The following is a 15,981-nucleotide window of genomic DNA, read 5'->3' on the forward strand; positions in this document are numbered from 1 at the left end:
GGCTCCGCAGTGAGTGGAGTGCTCAGCGTAGGTCCTGCCCGGTTGCGATCGGGCAGGGGCCAGGTGAAGGCGGCATGTGAGCGCCCGCAGGATTACTGCGCACGGTCTTTACGAGAGTGCGCCCGAACCACACGGCATGCAGCGCTCCTTCTTGGACTGGATGTCTGCAGCGGTCTTCGCCAGTGCCTCGTAGCGCTGGCGAATCTCCTCAAGATGCGCCGGCTCCATCGACTCCAGGTTCAACAGCTCCTGGTTGGCGTCCTTGCTGACCCGGATCAGTTCATCCAGCTTGATGTGCAGCGCGGCCGTATCGGCGTTCTGCGTGTGCTGGATCAGGAACACCATCAGGAAGGTCACGATGGTCGTTCCCGTATTTACCACCAGCTGCCACGTGTCATTGAAGTGGAAGGCCGGCCCGCTCGCGGCCCAGGTGATGATCACACCCAGCGCCGCGACGAATGCCCCCCAGGCTGCCGGACAATCGCGCCGTCGCGGCCGCGACACGGGCGAAGCTGTGCCGCATCACGCGTCACCTCCCGCGGCCTCCTCATCCGTGCGGCGATCTGGCAGCCTGACCCGCTCACCCAGGCGCTTGGCCTGCTCGTCCGGCGTGGGCGCAGCGACGAAGGGAGAGATCGGATCACTGGCTGGGAAGGTTTCCTGCAGCGCTTCGTCATGATTGCGGTGGTTGTGCAGCTTTGCCTGCAGCGGGCTGACAGGATCGGGGCGCTGCACTTCCGTGTCCGGATGGGGGAGGTCTTTCTGATCACGTTGCATGGGGTATCTCCAGGTTGATCACCACCTCGCAGGTGGCGGGCCCAGCATAGGAATGCGTTGTGAGCGGCCCCATCAAGGGTGGGGCAAGGTGGCGTCAATCCTTCAGGCAACGCGCGTTAACAATCGGCGGGGCGGCGCGGACTGCGTCGGCCATGGCGTTCTGATTCGGCACGTGGCTGCGCGCCCCCTCACGCCATTCACCCCGCAGCAGCGAGAATGGCCTACCGGGCGCACCATGCTCGATCCGCCCACCGAATGCAGGAATGCTGAGATGTCCAACACCCCCTTTGGCGAGTCGTCATGTGCTGCCGCAGCCAGCGGCTGCATCGAGGTCCGCGGTGCGCGCGAGCACAACCTGAAGAATGTCGACGTCTCCATTCCACGCAATGCGCTGGTGGTGTTCTCCGGCGTGTCCGGGTCCGGCAAGTCCTCGCTGGCCTTCGGCACGGTCTTCGCCGAAGCGCAGCGGCGCTACTTCGAATCCGTCGCACCCTACGCGCGTCGCCTGATCGATCAGGCCGGCGTGCCCGACGTGGATGCCATTGACGGGCTGCCACCGGCGGTCGCCCTGCAGCAGCAACGCGGTGCCAGCAATGCGCGCTCATCGGTGGGCAGCGTGACGACGTTGTCCAGCCTGGTGCGCATGATGTACTCGCGGGCAGGGGCCTACCCGGCCCACCAGCCCATGCTGTACGCCGAAGACTTCTCGCCCAACACCCCACAGGGTGCCTGCAGCACCTGCCACGGTCTGGGGCACGTCTATGAGGTGACCGAAGCGCTGATGGTGCCGGACCCGTCGCTGAGCATCCGCGAGCGCGCCATCGCCTCCTGGCCACCGGCCTGGCATGGCCAGAACCTGCGCGACATCCTGGTCACGCTGGGCTATGACGTCGATGTGCCGTGGAAGAAGCTGCCGAAGAAGGACCGGGACTGGATCCTGTTCACTGAGCAAACCCCGACCGTGCCGGTCTATGCCGGGTTCACGCCCGCCGAAACCCGCGCCGCGCTCAAGCGCAATCTGGAACCCAGCTACATGGGCACGTACACCGGCGCACGCCGCTACGTGCTGCACACCTTTGCCAACACCCAGAGCGCGCTGATGCGCAAGCGTGTTTCCCGCTACATGGAGGGCCGGCTGTGCCCCGCCTGCCACGGAAAGCGCCTGAAGCCGGAAGCACTTTCGGTCACCTTCGCCGGCGTGGACATCGGCGAGTTCCTGCGGCTGCCGCTGGACCAGCTGGCGGCCTTGCTCGAGCCCATCGCGCAGGGCGACTTCAGTGCACACAGCCACGGTGCGCGTACCAGCAGGCGTGCAACGCCCCGCGATCGCGCCAAGCGGGCAGCAAGTGGCCGCGTGACCCACGCCGGCGCACCCGACGTGCGTCTGACCTCAGCCTTGTCTGAGGAAAAACGCCTGGCGGCGCAACGGCTCGCGGGCGGGGGCATGGCGCGGGTACGGCAACTTCGCGAGCTCGGCCTTGGCTATCTCTCGCTGGATCGCGCCACGCCCACGCTGTCGGCCGGCGAACTGCAGCGCCTGCGCCTGGCCACGCAGCTCAGCTCGCTGCTGTTCGGCGTGCTGTACGTGCTCGACGAACCGTCGGCCGGCCTGCATCCGGCCGACAGCCAGGCGCTGTACGACGCGCTGGAACGGCTGCGCGACGGCGGTAACTCGGTGTTCGTTGTTGAACACGATCTGGAGCTGATGCGCCGCGCGCAGTGGCTGGTGGATGTGGGCCCGCAGGCAGGGGAACATGGCGGACGCGTTCTCTACAGTGGCGAGCCCGACGGCCTGCGCAACGTTCAGGATTCACGCACGGCGCAGTACCTGTTCGACAGGGTGCCGGCGCCGGCCAGCCGGCAGCGCAGTGCCAACAGCTGGCTGGCGCTGAAAGGCATTCACCGCCACAACCTGCACGGTGTGGATGCGCAGGTGCCGTTGGGGTTGCTGACTGCAGTGACCGGCATTTCCGGATCGGGCAAATCCAGCCTGATGGCGCAAGCGCTGCCCGAGCTGATGCTGCTGCACCTTGGGCATGAGACGGCAGACGACAGCGCCGACAGCGCACCTGCCGAAGGACCCACCGTAATCGAAGCAACGCGGGGCCAGCTGGCCGGCGACGTGGACGCCATCCAGCGCGTGGTGCAGGTGGACCAGAAGCCCATCGGCCGCACGCCACGCTCCAACCTGGCTACCTACACGGGCCTGTTCGACCACGTGCGCAAGCTGTTCGCCGCGACACCCGACGCGCGCCGTCGCCGATTCGATGCGGGCCGCTTTTCGTTCAACGTAGCCAAGGGGCGATGCGAGACCTGCGAAGGCGAGGGTTTCGTCAGCGTCGAACTGCTGTTCATGCCCAGCGTCTATGCGCCGTGCCCCACCTGTCACGGCGCCCGCTACAACGAGGCCACGCTGAAGGTGCAGTGGAACAGCCGCAACATTGCCGAGGTGCTGCAGATGACGGTGGACCAGGCCCATGCGTTCTTCGCCGAAGAAGAGGCCATCGCCCGCCCGCTGCAGTTGCTGCAGGAGATCGGCCTGGGCTACCTGCGGCTGGGCCAGCCGGCCACGGAGCTTTCAGGGGGTGAGGCGCAACGCATCAAGCTGGCCACAGAGCTGCAGCGCAGCCAGCGTGGGCGCACGCTGTACGTACTGGACGAGCCCACCACCGGCCTGCATGCATCAGACGCGGACAGGCTGCTGGTGCAGCTTCAGCGGCTGGTGGACGCAGGCAACACGGTAGTGATGATCGAGCACGACATGCGTTCTGTCGCGCAGGCGGACTGGGTGATCGACGTCGGCCCGGGCGCAGGCAGCGCGGGCGGCACCATCGTGGCGGCGGGGCCACCTCATCAGGTGTCCCGCGCCAAGGGCAGCAGGACGGCACCGTTTCTGGCGCGCGAGCTGGCTCCACTGTAGAGCCGAGCCATGCTCGGCTATCGATCTCCAGCGCCGGAAGTCCAGCATCCAGGCCGCGCCTTTCAACAGAAAGCGGGCTCCGGCGCATTGCCGGAGCCCCCGGCGGCTCACTTATCCTGCAGGAACGCCAGCAGATCCTGGTTGACCCTGTCCTTGTGGGTATCGGTCAGGCCGTGCGGCGCGCCCGGGTAGACAATCAGCCTGGCGCCCTTGATGAGCTTTGCCGATTGGCGGCCGGAAATATCGATCGGCACGATCTGATCGTCGTCACCGTGGATCACCAGGGTGGGCACATCGAACTTCTTCAGGTCCGCTCGGAAATCGGTGGCCGAGAACGCGGCGATCGAATCGTAGGTGTTCTTGTGGCCGCCCTGCATGCCCTGCGCCCACCACGCATCGATCAGCCCCTGCGACACTTTCGCGCCGGGGCGGTTGAAGCCATAGAACGGGCCCGACGGAATGTCGCGGTACAGCTGCGCGCGGTTCTCCATCTGTGCCTTGCGGATGCCATCGAACACTTCGATCGGCAGGCCGTTGGGGTTGTCGGCGGTCTTCAGCATGAACGGCGGCACCGAGCTGATCAGCACGGCCTTCTTAACCCGCCCGGTGCCATGCCGGCCGATGTAGCGCGCCACTTCGCCGCCACCGGTGGAGAAGCCCACCAGGGTCACATCGTGCAGGTCCAGCGTATTGATCACCGTGGCCAGGTCATCGGCGTAGTGATCCATGTCGTTGCCGTCCCACGGCTGGCTGGAACGGCCGTGGCCGCGACGGTCATGGGCAATGACGCGGTAGCCGTGGTTGGCCAGGAAGATCATCTGCGATTCCCAGCTGTCCGAGTTCAACGGCCAGCCGTGACTGAAGGTCACCACCGGGCCGTCTTTCGGGCCCCAGTCCTTGTAGTACAGCTGCACGCCATCGGCGGTGGTGATGTAGCTGGCGGTGCGCGCGATGGCGGTGACCGGAGCCGGCTTGGCCGGTTCGGCGGCCTGCGCGGACAGGCCGGCCTGGACCGAGAGGGCGAGGGTGGCAATAGCCAGGGAGCGTGCGAAGGTGTTCATGCGGGAACTCTCATGGGTGGGTGGTGAGACGTACTTTGCGCCTGCAATCAGGCATCTGGGATATGACAAGTCCGAATTTCTTGATAGATCGTCCTGATTGCACGGACCCACAGTGGGGTCGACTGGATGATCATCCGAAGCTGCCCGACCTGGGCCTGCGCACTACCGAACGAGCCAGAGGCGCTTGCAATGGTGACATTGCAGCCGGTTCCGCATTGCTTCCCGGAACGCAACATGACGTACCCCTTCACGGCGCTACCGCACCTGCGGCGTGCTGCCTAGGCTGATCCCACACGGTACCTGCCGTGTTCCGGGCCCATTGCCCGCGCAGTGGCCCGTCTTCCCATGAACTCCGCAGCGCTGGCCTGCCAGGCAACCGTGCCCTGGCAATGCCACTGCCTGCGCCATGGGCAAGTGCCCGGATTCGTTCGCGCCAGCCTTGCATTGCTGCCCGCCCAACGCCTCTTCGTGGAGATCCCTCATGTTCAGTATGGAAAACACCGCCGCGCCCATTGCTCCCGCCCTCGATGAACTGGTGCCCTCGCGCTACGCCCTGAAAGTGGGCGAGGTCGAAGTGCTGGTGATCAGCGATGGCGTCCTGCCGTTGCCCACCCAGATGCTCGGCCACAACGTACCGGCGGCCGACCGTGCCCAATGGTTCGAAGAGATGTACCTGCCGCAGGATGCCTTCGACTGGGCATTGAACGTGATGGTGGTGCACAGCGGTGATCGCACCATCCTCATCGATGCCGGCCTGGGCATGGACCCGGACCTGCAGCTGCCGCGCGCCGGCCAGCTGATCCGTCGCCTTGGTGCTGCCGGTATCAACCTGGGCGAGATCACCGATGTGGTGATCACCCACATGCACATGGACCACGTCGGCGGCCTGCTGGTCGAAGGCGTAAAGGAACAGCTGCGCCCGGACCTGAAGATCCACGTCGCAGCCGCGGAAGTGGAGTTCTGGAAGTCGCCGGACTTCAGCCGTACCAACATGCCGCAGGGCTTCCCCGATGCGCTGCGCGCCACGGCCAAGCACTTCTGGGCCGAGTACAGCAGCTATGTGCACACCTTCCAGGACGAACAGCAGATCGCGCCGGGCGTGACGGCCCGCCGTACCGGTGGGCATACCCCGGGCCACTGCGTGGTGCGCGTGGCGTCTGCGGGGCAGGCCCTGACCTTTGCCGGTGACGCGGTATTCGCGGTCGGCTTCGACCAGCCGAACTGGCACAACGGTTTTGAGCACGATCCGGAGGAATCCGCACGCGTTCGCGTCGCTCTGCTGAAGGACCTTGCCGGCACCGGCGAAATGCTGGTGGCCACGCATCTTCCGTTCCCGTCAGTGGGCCGGGTGTCGCTGGACGGCGAGACGTTCCGCTGGGTGCCGGTGTTCTGGGACTTCTGATCGGATCCTGCGGATACAGCGCAAGCAGGAGTTTTCGACGGGGCGCATCGGCGCCCCGCTCGAATCCCGCAAGGGCGGCCGACAACAGACCCCATCCCTACCCGGGGAACTACTGGATGGCGGTAGGGCGAGCCAACCGCTGCAGCTTGTGCGGGTTGCGCTGCACCAGGACCTGCGTGATCCGCTCGCCATCGGTCTCGAAGGCCATCGCCGCCTCCAGCACGCCATCGAAATAGCGCAGCAGTCCCAACCGTCCATTGAGCATGGCCGGTACCATCCGCAATTGTGCGCTGCGCCGCAGGTGCGGGGCATACAGCAGCTGGGCAATGCGCGCGCCGCCGAGCATCGGCCCGGGGAAGCTGGTGACGATACCGCCGCCGTCACCCACCAGCTCGGCCGATTCGGCCATCAACGCCTTCATCGTGCGGAAATCTCCACTGGATGCAGCCTCGGCGAAGCGGCGCAGCAGTTTCTGGTGCGCGTCCTGCGGGACGTTGTAGCGCGGGCGCTCCTGCCTGAGCTGACGGCGCGCGCGATGCACGATCTGCCGGCAGGCGGCTTCCGTCTTGTCCAGTGTGCGCGCGACCACCGCGTAATCCTGATCGAACACATCGTGCAGCAGGAAGGCCGCACGCGCATCCGGGGCCAACCGTTCCAGCACACTGAGGAAAGCGACCGACAGATCGCTGGCGGTTTCCAGCACGTACTCAGGCGTGGCGGTGTCATCGGTCAGCAGCGGCTCGGGCAACCACATGCCCACATAGTGTTCGCGCGCATGCCGGGCCAGGCGCAGGCCATCAATGGCGCGACGGGTGGTGGTCGCCACCAGCCAGGCTTCCGGATTCTCGATCTGTGACTGGTCGGCGCCATGCCAGCGCAGCCAGACATCCTGCACCACGTCTTCGGCTTCGTGCGAAGACCCGAGCATGCGGTAGGCCACGCCGAACAGGCGTGGGCGGAGGCGTGAGAACAGCGCAGTGGATTCGTCCATGCCAGCGTAGACGGGACAGGTCCCCGGATTGTGACACCCGGGAACCTGTCGTTGGTGCCAGCGCCGGACGTGCAATCAGTGCGGCGGCAGCACCGCCGGCTTGCCGATGTCCTTGATCAGGAACACCACGAACTTCGCCGGCTCGGTAGCGCTGGCGTTGCGGCCTACGGTGTGCAGATCGGCCGGGCCTTCATGGAAGGCCTCGCCCGGGCCAAGGGTGACTTCCTTGCCGCCGGCCACACCCATCACGATCCGTCCTTCCAGGACGTAGACGAAGCCATGGGCATCGTGGCGGTGGACAGGATCGGCGCCACCCGGCGGGTACTCCACGGTAAGGATCAGCGCTTCCTTGCCGGGCTGCTCCGGCAGGGCGCGGGTCATCACCTCGCGCACCAGGGGCTCGGGCGCTGCAAAGGGCGGGGTGGCGGCAGCACCGCACAGTGGCAGCAGCGCAAGCAGGGCCAGAACAGAACGACGCATGGCAGGTCTCCAAAGCGGTAAAGGGGGCCGCAGCATGGGGCAGCAGCGGAAGAATCAGGCCAGCCCGGCCTTGTCCAGGCCGAAGGCCGCGTCCAGGGTGCCGGGCGTGGTACGGAAGGCAACGTTGGCGCGGTTCCATGCGTTGATCGCCATCACCGCGTGGGTGAGGTCGACAATTTCCTGATCGGACAGCTGGCCGCGCACACGCGCGTACAGCTCGTCGGGCACACCCTGCGCCGGCAGCTGGGTCAGTACTTCGGTCCAGGCCAGGCAGGCGCGCTCGCGCGGGCTGAACAGCGTCGATTCACGCCATGCCGCCAGGTGATGCAGGCGCAGTGGGCGCTCACCACGCAGGGTGGCCTCCTTCACGTGCATGTCCAGGCAGAAGCCACAGCCGTTGAGCTGCGATGCACGGATGTTGGCCAGATCGATGATGGCCGCTTCGATCGAGGCGGTGTGGGCGGCATGCGAGTACAGGCCGAGCTTCTTGAACAGTTCGGGGGATTGCGCGGCGTAATCCAGGCGTGCGGTCATGGTGTGTTCCTGTAGCGTGTGAAGGGCACAGCGAGGCTAGGCCTGCATTCGCAATGCCGGTAGGCGGGGGCCGGGCCGCACGCTGTTGCATGAAAATCACCAATGTCCTGTCACAGCGGTCGATGCTCGGCCGTCTGCCGGGCATGGACACCTCATCGCACCTGCGCACCGCATCGCGCCCTGCCAGCGAACAGGTCTGGCAGGCCTTCCTCACCGCATTGCGCGAATTGCCGCCCGATGCACGTGCGGTACTGTTGCTGCACGACGTGCTGGGCGCCGGATTCGAGGACATCGTGCCCCTGCTGGCGCTCGATCTTGCCGCGTGCAGGCAACGGTTGGCGCTGGCGCGGAGCCACCTGCACGCACAACGTGCCCGCCTGGAGCCAGGCCACCCATGAACGCCGCAACGACCCGCCCGGCCAGCGACGGCCACGATGCGCTCAATGCGTCCTTCTCCACCAGCTACGCCGGCGTGCTGGCCTTCATTGCAGTGGCGTCCGAGGGCAGCTTCGCGCGCGCGGCCGATCGCCTCGGCATCGGCCGCTCGGCCGTCAGCCGCAGCGTGCAGAAGCTGGAAAGCCAGCTCGGCGTGCGGTTGTTCCTGCGCACCACGCGCTCGACCACGCTCACCCGCGAAGGCGAGCTGTTCCTGGAAGGCTGCAACCCAGGCGTGACCTGCATCCTGCAGGCACTTGAGGAAATGCGCGACCTGCGCGAGGGCCCGCCGCGCGGGCACCTGCGTATCAGTGCCAGCCACGGCTTCGGCCGGCGGGTGATTGCCCCCCTGCTGGCAGCCTTCCGCGCCGAGTACCCGCAGGTCTCTGTAGAACTGCTGCTGGACGAGCAGGCCCCCGACCTGGCCGGTGACCGCATCGACGTGGCGTTTCGCGACGGCCTGCTGGAAGACAGCCAGGTGATCGCCAAGCAGCTTGTGCCGATGCAGCTGGTCGTATGTGCATCGACGGCGTACATGCAGGCGCACGGTCTACCGGTGTCGGTGGATGCGCTGTCCACACATGCCTGCATCGGGCGGCGCCTGCCGGGCGGACGCATGCAGCCCTGGGAATTCCGTGTCGACGGTGCCGAAGTGCACCTGCAGCCGCCGACCGCACTGGTGTTCAACGATGCCGACCTGGCCCTGCAGGCCGTCATCGACGGGCTGGGCATCGCCCAGCTGCCCAGCTATCAGGTGCGTGAAGCGCTGTGGGCGGGCAGGGTGGTGACCTGCCTGGATCGGCATGCGCCGCTCGATCGCGGCCACTACCTGTGCTACCTCAGCCGCCGCCAGCTGCCCAAGCGCGTGCGGGCCTTCATCGACTTCAGCACGCAGCGGTTGCGTGCGCTCGAACTGGATGTGATCTCGCACTGGGAAGCACGCCAGCAGGCCACCCCTCTGAAGCCAAGCGCACAGCCTGCCTGGGCCTGAGCGCACTGGTGCGTGCCGGGCAACAGTGCGCGGCCCGTCACGGACCTACTGCCTCGCGCCCGCGCCACCTACGATGCCTGCGCCCGGCCACACCCCGGTAGCCCCTTCACATTCCAGGAGACACGCAATGAAGTTCCTCGTCATCGGTGGTACCGGCCGCATCGGCAGCAAGGTGGTGGAGCGCCTGCGCGTAGCCGGGCATGCGGTCGTGGTGGCAGCGCCATCCACCGGGGTGGATGTGCTGACCGGCGAGGGCCTGGATGCCGCCATGGAGGGCGCCGACGTGGTGGTGGACCTGGCCAACTCGCCCTCGTTCGAAGATGCGGCTGTGCTTTCGTTCTTCGTAACCGCCGGCCATAACATCCTTTCCGCCGCCGCCCGTGCCGGCGTGCGCCACCAAGTCGCGCTTTCTGTTGTGGGCACCGACCAGCTGGCAGCCAGTGGCTATTTCCGCGGCAAGATTGCCCAGGAGCGGCTGATCCGCGACTCGGGCCTGCCGTACACCATCATCCATTCCACGCAGTTCTTCGAGTTCCTGCCGGGCATCATCCAGTCCGCCGGCGACGGTAGGGCCGTGCGGCTGCCGGCCGCCGACGTGCAGCCGATTGCCGCCGAGGATGTTGCCGAGGCGGTGGCACGCATCGCCCAGCGGCCGCCGGCCAATGGCGTGCTGGAAATCGCCGGGCCGCAGCGCAGCGCGATGGCGGATCTGGCCAGGCGATATCTGCAACTGACGGGTGATCCCCGGCAGGTCGTTGCGGATACCGAGGCGCTGTACTTCGGTGCGCCGCTGCAGATCGACACGCTGGTGCCGGTCGGACACGCGTGGCTGGGGCAGGTCGATTTCGAAGCCTGGCTGCAGCAGTCGGGCCTGTTGCAGCGGCAGCCTGCCTGAGCGGCGAATTGATCGCCTGCCGCAGCAGCGCTTGATGGAGCCGCGCAATGACCGAGCTGAAACCGCCTTCGCCCGTCATGCTGGACCGTTACCAGGGCGACGACGTGAAGCCGCTGTACACCGGCCGCGTGCGGGTGAGCGGAGGCCAGGCCCAGCACGGGCGGGCGTCCGGCGTCGTGCGATCGGACGACGGTGCACTGGCGGTGAACCTGCGCCTGCCGCCGGAACTCGGTGGGCCGGGCGGCGGCGCCAATCCCGAGCAGCTGCTGGCTGCGAGCTATGCCGGCTGCTTCCACGGTGCCCTGGTGCTGGTGGCCGCGCGTGCCGGCCTGCTGCTGCACAATCCCAGCATCGAGGTGGCGGTCACCTTCGCCCGTGATCCGGCAGATGGGCTGTACCTGCTGTCGGCCGAGATCGTGGTACATCTTCCCGGCATGGATGAGAACCTCGCCTGCGAACTGGTGCGCAACACCGAACGCGTCTGCCCATACGCCAAGATGTTCCATCGTGGCATCAGCCATGCGGTGCATGTTCGGGTCGGCCCGCAGGCTCCGCCTCTGTAGAATCGAGCCATGCTCGACTCCGGGAAGGTCCTGGCCTGACGATTACACGGCTAGGCCGTATTCCGCCACAACCCAGCTCGGCTACGATGGTGGCGCCGGCAACCTGGCCGGCGGGGCAGGGGGCGCAATGGACATGCAGGCACGGGGCGGATTCGAACCGCCAGCGAAGACAGATTCTCAGGAACTCACGTTCCACTGGCTCTACCAGCGGGTGCAGGGGCTGGTTGAGCACAACATCTACCCCAAGGCGGGCAGGGTGGAGAGGTGGGCGTTCCGTATCGGCATGGGTGCGGCGATCATCGGCATTCTCATGGGCCAGCTTCCGGATCGATGGCTGCCTGTTGGCGCAGTGCTCCAGGTGGTGGTTGCCTGCCTGGCAATCGAAATCGGAGGGTTCATTGTCGGTGGCGTCCTGGCCGCCCGCAGGGGCATTCGCCAGTTCAGCCAGCCGCGGCTCTGGCACGCCCAGGAGATGGATGAGGACTTTGCCCACTGGCAAGCAGTGGTGAGCGAGCTTCGCGACTTCCCGCGCGTCCAGCGCGAGCGGCGACTCAAGTTCGTCAGCACCTTGCGCACGAACATGATTGAACGCATGGGCATGATGTATGGCGGCCTGCAGCGGCTGGGACCATTCCCGCTGTTGATTGCCCTCTACCTGCAGTTCCGCGGATGGAAATGGGGCGACTGGGCGGGCGCTTTCGATGTTGGTCCACTGGGTGCACTACTGATCTTCGCCATGGTGCTGCTGTACCTGCTGGGCTGGATGCTGATCGGCCTTCGCACCAGGCTTGATACCTACGTTGCCTTGTTGGAGGGCTCCATCCACGAACCCGAGCCCTCCCAGCCAACGCCTTTGTAGCGTCGGGCCATCATGTTCCTCATGCTGAGGGACAAACAGGACTGTGAGTCATCCAGTCAGGCATACGCATGGCTCAAGAGTGCCGCGCTGCGGCTGGATGCAGCCGATTTCTTCGGGCGTGCTGCATCGTGTTCGTACATTTCGCCGACTTCACAGATCTGTACCCCGCAGAGGGGCATAGTGGCCCTTCGGTAGTGTGAGCGCGTCCATCCAGCCACGGGGTTTCCCCGAACGCCAGGAGGTCACTGTGCCAAGTTGTGATGAAGGAATGAAGTTGACGCGTCGCCAGGTGATCGCCGGCGGCGTCACGACCGTGGCAATGTCCGCCGCACCGGGGGCATCATCGCTCGCCGCCGAACTGGCGGCGCCCCCGCCGCCCAGGCCGCCGGTCATCAGCACGGTGGCGTTGACCGTCAACGGCGAGCGGCGGGAGCTTGAGCTCGACACCCGGACCACGCTGCTCGATGCCCTGCGCGAACATCTGAAGCTGACTGGAACGAAAAAGGGCTGCGACCACGGTCAATGCGGCGCCTGTACCGTGCTGGTCAACGGTGAGCGCATCAATGCCTGCCTCAGCCTGGCGGTACAGCACCAGGGCGATGCCATCACCACCATCGAAGGCCTCGGAACTCCCGATGACCTGCATCCGATGCAGGCCGCCTTCATCAAGCATGATGGCTACCAGTGCGGGTATTGCACGCCGGGGCAGATCTGTTCGGCGGTGGCGGTACTGGACGAGATCAAGCGGGGTGTCCCCAGCCATGTACAGGCGGACGTCAGCGCACGTCCCCGCGCCACCAACATGGAAATGCGCGAACGCATGAGCGGCAACCTCTGCCGCTGCGGCGCCTATTCCAATATTGCCGAGGCGATGGCAGAGGTCGCTGGCGTGACCTCTGCAGGGAGGCGCTCATGAGGGCCTTCAGTTATGAACGCGCCAAATCCCCGGCCGAGGCCGCCAGGGCCGTCGCCGGTACCGAGGGCGCGAAGTTCCTGGCCGGAGGGACCAACCTGCTCGACCTGATGAAGCTGGAGGTCGAGACGCCAGCGCACCTGGTCGATGTGCAGGACATCGGCCTGGACAGGATCGAACCCACCGACGAGGGCGGCCTGCGCATCGGTACGCTGGTCACCAATACCACACTGGCGTCGCATGAGCGCGTGCGCCGCGACTACGCGGTGCTGACCCGCGCGATCGTGGCAGGTGCCTCCGGGCAGTTGCGCAACAAAGCCACCACCGGCGGCAACCTGCTTCAGCGCACACGCTGCCCGTATTTCTACGACCCCAATCTGCCCTGCAACAAGCGCCTGCCCGGATCCGGCTGTGGCGCACTCGAGGGGTTCTCCCGGCAGATGGGCGTGATCGGCACCTCGGACAGCTGCATCGCGACCTATCCGGGCGACATGGCGGTGGCCCTGCGGGTGCTGGACGCCTCGATCCAGACCGTCAGGGGTGACGGCAGTACGCGCAGCATCCCGATTGCCGATTTCCATCGTTCCCCCGGCGACAAGCCTCAGCAGGACAACGTGCTGCAGCGCGGTGAGCTGATCACCCACGTCACGCTGCCAGAACCCCTGGGCGGTCGGCACGTGTACCACAAGGTCCGTGACCGCGCGTCCTATGCGTTCGCACTGGTGTCGGTCGCCGCGGTCGTGCAGCGTGACGGCTCGGCGCGGTTCGCCTTCGGTGGGGTCGCGCCGAAACCGTGGCGCGTCGAGGCAGCCGAACCGCTGCTGCGCGACGGCGTAAAGGCCGCGACCCGGCAGGTGTTCGCCGGTGCCCGCCCGACGCGGGAGAACGCGTTCAAGATCGCGCTCGCCGAGCGCACTCTCGCAGCCGTGCTGGTGGAAGGAGAGCGCTGATGCCCCTTGAATTCAACGCCCCCGCCGGCGACAACCTGTTCGACAAGGCCAAGGTCGTCGGCAAGTCGACGCCGCGCATCGACGGCCCACGCAAGACCACCGGTACCGCCCCCTATGCCTACGAGCGCCATGACGTCGCGCCGAACCAGGCCTACGGCTACATCGTCGGTGCGGGCATCGGCAAGGGGCGCATCATTTCGATGGATGCCTCCCGCGCACGTGCCGCGCCCGGCGTACTGGCGGTCATCACCGCACCGGAAACCAAGCCGGTCGGCAAATCGAACTGGAACAATGCACCGTTGTTCGGCGGAGCCGAGGTGGCCCACTACCACCAGGCCATCGCCTGCGTGGTGGCAGAGACCTTCGAGCAGGCCCGCGCCGCCGCGGCGCTGATCCGCACCCGTTACGAGCGCAGCAAGGGCCGCTTCGATTTCCCGGCCTTGGCACCGTCCGCGCCGCTGGCAAAGGGGCGTAACGGCAAGCCCGACCGGCAGGCGCTGGGTGATTTCGACACTGCCTACGCGAGCGCCGCGGTCAAGCTCGACGAGACTTACCACACCTCCGACGAAAGTCATTCGATGATGGAGCCGCACGCCACCATCGCCGCCTGGGAGGGCGACACGCTCACGCTGTGGACGGCGAACCAGATGATCGACTGGGCCAGGCAGGGCATGGCGGCGATCCTCGGCATCGATCCTGCCAAGGTGCGCGTGGACTCGCCCTATATCGGCGGCGGCTTCGGCGGCAAGCTGTTCATCCGTGCCGACGCGGTGCTGGCCGCGCTGGCGGCCAAGCAGGTCGGGCGGCCGGTGAAGATCGCGCTGCAGCGCCCATTGATGCCCAACAACACCACGCACCGGCACGCCACCCTCCAGCGCGTGCGGATCGGCTGCGGAAAGGATGGCCGGATCTCCGCCATCGCCCATGAGAACTGGTCGGGCAACATCAACGGCGAGGATGGCGAAAACGGCACCCTGCAGACGCCCAAGCTCTATGCAGGCGCCAATCGCCTGGTGGCCAATTACATCGCCACGCTCGACATGCCCGAAGGCAATGCGATGCGCGCACCGGGCGAAGCACCGGGCCACATGGCGCTGGAAGTTGCGATGGACGAAATGGCCGAGAAGCTGGGTCTCGACCCGATCGCGTTCCGCATCCTCAACGAGCCCGAGGTGGTACCCGGCGATCCGTCCAAGAAGTTCTCCGACCGCAACCTGGTGCGCTGCCTGCGCGAAGGCGCGGAGCGCTTCAACTGGAACAAGCGCAACCCCAGGCCGGCGCAGGTCAGGGAAGGGGACTGGCTGGTCGGCATGGGCGTGTCTGCGGGCTATCGCGGCGCACCGACGATGAAGTCGGCGGCGCGGGTCCGGCTGGACGGCCAGGGCGGGGTGATTGTCGAGACCGACATGACCGACATCGGCACCGGCTCCTACACGATCATCGCGCAGACGGCAGCCGAGACCATGGGCGTGCCGCTGGAGCGGGTCCAGGTGACCCTCGGCGACTCCCGTCATCCCGCCTCCGCCGGTTCCGGCGGCCAGTGGGGCGCGGCAAGCTCCACCGCAGGCGTGTACGCGGCGTGCGTCAGCCTGCGCCGCAATGTGGGCGAGAAACTGGGCTTCGACGGCGACACCGCAGACTTCGCCAATGGCCGCATCCAGGCGGGCGGGCGGACGATCAAGCTGGCAGAGGCGGGGACACTGTCGGCGGAGGACGGCATTGCCTTCGGCGACTTCAAGCAAGGCTACGACGTCGGCACCTATGCAGGGCACTTCTGCGAGGTTGCCGTGCATGCCTACACGGGAGAGACGCGCATCCGCCGCATGCTTGCCGTATGCGATGGCGGCCGGATACTCAATCCGCTCTCCGCACGCAGCCAGGTCATCGGCGGGATGGGGATGGGTGCGGGCGCGACCCTGATGGAGGAGCTGGTGGTCGACAAACGGCTTGGCTTGTTCATCAACCACGACCTGGCCGGCTACGAGGTTCCCGTGCATGCCGACATCCCGTACCAGGAAGTGGTCTTCCTCGACACGCTGGATCCGGTGATCTCGCCGATGAAGGCCAAGGGTGTGGGTGAACTGGGCATCTGCGGGGTCGGCGCCGCGATCGCCAATGCGGTCTACAACGCAACCGGCGTGCGCGTGCGCAACTATCCCATTACCCTGGACAAGCTGCTGCCCGGCTTGCCCGACGTGGGCTGACCCTTG

General features: G+C 66.5%; 15 protein-coding genes and 1 pseudogene. 10 read left to right on the forward strand and 6 right to left on the reverse strand.

Going from position 1 to position 15,981, the window contains the following annotated elements; all coding sequences use genetic code 11:
• Positions 1-108: 108 nt before the first annotated feature.
• Together HMPREF3114_RS04100 and HMPREF3114_RS04105 are read right to left on the reverse strand one after the other, a co-directional pair.
• Positions 109-526: pseudogene (locus tag HMPREF3114_RS04100) on the reverse strand (low affinity iron permease family protein).
• A complete protein-coding gene (locus tag HMPREF3114_RS04105) occupies positions 523-777 on the reverse strand; it encodes a hypothetical protein (protein WP_053496604.1) in 255 nt (84 codons plus the stop codon). Before HMPREF3114_RS04105 ends, HMPREF3114_RS04100 begins: the two are co-directional and overlap by 4 nt.
• A 271-nt stretch (positions 778-1,048) precedes the next feature.
• Here HMPREF3114_RS04105 and HMPREF3114_RS04110 point away from each other — a divergent pair, with 271 nt between their 5' ends.
• Positions 1,049-3,697, forward strand: a complete 2,649-nt coding sequence (locus tag HMPREF3114_RS04110) for an excinuclease ABC subunit UvrA (protein ID WP_070489198.1) — start codon at positions 1,049-1,051, stop codon at positions 3,695-3,697.
• 107 nt (positions 3,698-3,804) lie between these two features.
• Here the strand turns inward: HMPREF3114_RS04110 and HMPREF3114_RS04115 are convergent, their stop codons facing one another.
• Complete coding sequence (locus HMPREF3114_RS04115) at positions 3,805-4,758, reverse strand: alpha/beta fold hydrolase (RefSeq protein WP_049416437.1); 954 nt, start codon at positions 4,756-4,758, stop codon at positions 3,805-3,807.
• A 481-nt stretch (positions 4,759-5,239) separates the two neighbouring features.
• On the opposite strand from HMPREF3114_RS04115, the gene HMPREF3114_RS04120 reads away from it, so the two are divergent.
• A complete protein-coding gene (locus HMPREF3114_RS04120) occupies positions 5,240-6,160 on the forward strand; it encodes an MBL fold metallo-hydrolase (protein WP_053496606.1) in 921 nt (306 codons plus the stop codon).
• 109 nt (positions 6,161-6,269) lie between these two features.
• Here HMPREF3114_RS04120 and HMPREF3114_RS04125 read toward each other — a convergent pair whose 3' ends face one another.
• From HMPREF3114_RS04125 to HMPREF3114_RS04135, 3 genes are all read right to left on the reverse strand, one after another.
• Complete coding sequence (locus HMPREF3114_RS04125) at positions 6,270-7,151, reverse strand: RNA polymerase sigma-70 factor (RefSeq protein ID WP_053496607.1); 882 nt, start codon at positions 7,149-7,151, stop codon at positions 6,270-6,272.
• Between the two features lie 75 nt (positions 7,152-7,226).
• Positions 7,227-7,631, reverse strand: a complete 405-nt coding sequence (locus HMPREF3114_RS04130; RefSeq protein WP_053496608.1) for a cupin domain-containing protein — start codon at positions 7,629-7,631, stop codon at positions 7,227-7,229.
• A 54-nt stretch (positions 7,632-7,685) separates the two neighbouring features.
• Positions 7,686-8,165 (reverse strand): carboxymuconolactone decarboxylase family protein, encoded by a 480-nt coding sequence (locus HMPREF3114_RS04135; RefSeq protein WP_053496609.1) that lies wholly within the window; start codon positions 8,163-8,165, stop codon positions 7,686-7,688.
• An 89-nt stretch (positions 8,166-8,254) separates the two neighbouring features.
• Here HMPREF3114_RS04135 and HMPREF3114_RS04140 point away from each other — a divergent pair, with 89 nt between their 5' ends.
• The 8 genes from HMPREF3114_RS04140 to paoC all read left to right on the forward strand — a co-directional run bounded on the left by HMPREF3114_RS04140 (position 8,255) and on the right by paoC (position 15,975).
• The gene (locus HMPREF3114_RS04140) at positions 8,255-8,563 is read left to right on the forward strand and encodes a sigma factor-like helix-turn-helix DNA-binding protein (protein WP_053496610.1); all 309 of its coding nucleotides are present in this window, start codon (positions 8,255-8,257) and stop codon (positions 8,561-8,563) included.
• Positions 8,560-9,591, forward strand: coding sequence for a LysR family transcriptional regulator (locus tag HMPREF3114_RS04145; protein WP_070489201.1), 1,032 nt, complete (start codon positions 8,560-8,562; stop codon positions 9,589-9,591). The genes HMPREF3114_RS04140 and HMPREF3114_RS04145 overlap by 4 nt, the downstream gene beginning before the upstream one ends.
• A gap of 127 nt (positions 9,592-9,718) precedes the next feature.
• Positions 9,719-10,486, forward strand: a complete 768-nt coding sequence (locus HMPREF3114_RS04150; protein ID WP_070489204.1) for an SDR family oxidoreductase — start codon at positions 9,719-9,721, stop codon at positions 10,484-10,486.
• A 47-nt stretch (positions 10,487-10,533) separates the two neighbouring features.
• On the forward strand, positions 10,534-11,049 hold the full coding sequence (locus tag HMPREF3114_RS04155) for an OsmC family protein (protein WP_053496612.1): 516 nt from the start codon (positions 10,534-10,536) through the stop codon (positions 11,047-11,049).
• Between the two features lie 127 nt (positions 11,050-11,176).
• The gene (locus tag HMPREF3114_RS04160) at positions 11,177-11,908 is read left to right on the forward strand and encodes a hypothetical protein (protein ID WP_053496613.1); all 732 of its coding nucleotides are present in this window, start codon (positions 11,177-11,179) and stop codon (positions 11,906-11,908) included.
• 268 nt (positions 11,909-12,176) lie between these two features.
• Complete coding sequence (paoA, locus tag HMPREF3114_RS04165; protein WP_005416549.1) at positions 12,177-12,824, forward strand: aldehyde dehydrogenase iron-sulfur subunit PaoA; 648 nt, start codon at positions 12,177-12,179, stop codon at positions 12,822-12,824.
• Complete coding sequence (locus HMPREF3114_RS04170) at positions 12,821-13,771, forward strand: FAD binding domain-containing protein (protein WP_053496614.1); 951 nt, start codon at positions 12,821-12,823, stop codon at positions 13,769-13,771. The genes paoA and HMPREF3114_RS04170 overlap by 4 nt, the downstream gene beginning before the upstream one ends.
• Complete coding sequence (gene paoC, locus HMPREF3114_RS04175; RefSeq protein ID WP_070489207.1) at positions 13,771-15,975, forward strand: aldehyde oxidoreductase molybdenum-binding subunit PaoC; 2,205 nt, start codon at positions 13,771-13,773, stop codon at positions 15,973-15,975. The genes HMPREF3114_RS04170 and paoC overlap by 1 nt, the downstream gene beginning before the upstream one ends.
• Positions 15,976-15,981 lie beyond the last annotated feature (6 nt).

Source organism: Stenotrophomonas sp. HMSC10F07, from assembly GCF_001807895.1.
In the GTDB taxonomy this organism is placed as follows: domain Bacteria; phylum Pseudomonadota; class Gammaproteobacteria; order Xanthomonadales; family Xanthomonadaceae; genus Stenotrophomonas; species Stenotrophomonas sepilia.

Coding starts and splice junctions, on each gene's coding strand:
- HMPREF3114_RS04140 (WP_053496610.1), top strand. CDS start 8,255: ATGAAAATCACCAATGTCCTGTCACAGCGGTCGATGCTCGGCCGTCTG.
- HMPREF3114_RS04125 (WP_053496607.1), bottom strand. CDS start 7,151: ATGGACGAATCCACTGCGCTGTTCTCACGCCTCCGCCCACGCCTGTTC.
- HMPREF3114_RS04170 (WP_053496614.1), top strand. CDS start 12,821: ATGAGGGCCTTCAGTTATGAACGCGCCAAATCCCCGGCCGAGGCCGCC.
- HMPREF3114_RS04160 (WP_053496613.1), top strand. CDS start 11,177: ATGGACATGCAGGCACGGGGCGGATTCGAACCGCCAGCGAAGACAGAT.
- paoC (WP_070489207.1), top strand. CDS start 13,771: ATGCCCCTTGAATTCAACGCCCCCGCCGGCGACAACCTGTTCGACAAG.
- paoA (WP_005416549.1), top strand. CDS start 12,177: ATGAAGTTGACGCGTCGCCAGGTGATCGCCGGCGGCGTCACGACCGTG.
- HMPREF3114_RS04155 (WP_053496612.1), top strand. CDS start 10,534: ATGACCGAGCTGAAACCGCCTTCGCCCGTCATGCTGGACCGTTACCAG.
- HMPREF3114_RS04130 (WP_053496608.1), bottom strand. CDS start 7,631: ATGCGTCGTTCTGTTCTGGCCCTGCTTGCGCTGCTGCCACTGTGCGGT.
- HMPREF3114_RS04135 (WP_053496609.1), bottom strand. CDS start 8,165: ATGACCGCACGCCTGGATTACGCCGCGCAATCCCCCGAACTGTTCAAG.
- HMPREF3114_RS04110 (WP_070489198.1), top strand. CDS start 1,049: ATGTCCAACACCCCCTTTGGCGAGTCGTCATGTGCTGCCGCAGCCAGC.
- HMPREF3114_RS04115 (WP_049416437.1), bottom strand. CDS start 4,758: ATGAACACCTTCGCACGCTCCCTGGCTATTGCCACCCTCGCCCTCTCG.
- HMPREF3114_RS04120 (WP_053496606.1), top strand. CDS start 5,240: ATGTTCAGTATGGAAAACACCGCCGCGCCCATTGCTCCCGCCCTCGAT.
- HMPREF3114_RS04145 (WP_070489201.1), top strand. CDS start 8,560: ATGAACGCCGCAACGACCCGCCCGGCCAGCGACGGCCACGATGCGCTC.
- HMPREF3114_RS04150 (WP_070489204.1), top strand. CDS start 9,719: ATGAAGTTCCTCGTCATCGGTGGTACCGGCCGCATCGGCAGCAAGGTG.
- HMPREF3114_RS04105 (WP_053496604.1), bottom strand. CDS start 777: ATGCAACGTGATCAGAAAGACCTCCCCCATCCGGACACGGAAGTGCAG.